This window comes from Zoogloea sp. LCSB751 (assembly GCF_002028455.1).
Taxonomy (GTDB): Bacteria; Pseudomonadota; Gammaproteobacteria; order Burkholderiales; family Rhodocyclaceae; genus Zoogloea.
Genome location: NZ_MWUM01000582.1, coordinates 1 through 238, shown reverse-complemented (window position 1 = coordinate 238; position 238 = coordinate 1). Strand labels below are relative to the sequence as shown.

1 pseudogene is annotated in these 238 nt (G+C 65.5%); it reads right to left on the bottom strand.

What is annotated here, in order from left to right:
- Positions 1–238 (bottom strand): annotated as a pseudogene (locus tag B4920_RS27795) (AEC family transporter); the annotation flags it as partial.

Genomic DNA, 238 nt, shown 5'->3' with positions numbered 1-238 from the left:
CGGGTCATCACATAGCTGGCGGCTGCGGTGGGGGTGGAGCTGATGAGAAACAGGATGCCGAGGGCCTGGGTGTTGAAACCGAGCGCCCAGGCTCCCAGCACCAGCAGCACGGGAATGCAGAACAGACGGTTGGCGGTGGCCCAGCCGGTCAGCATGGCGCCGCCGCGCAGGGCCTTGAGGTTGAGGCTGGCACCGGTGCAGAGCAGCGCCAATGGCAGTGTCATGTTGGCGAAGTAGT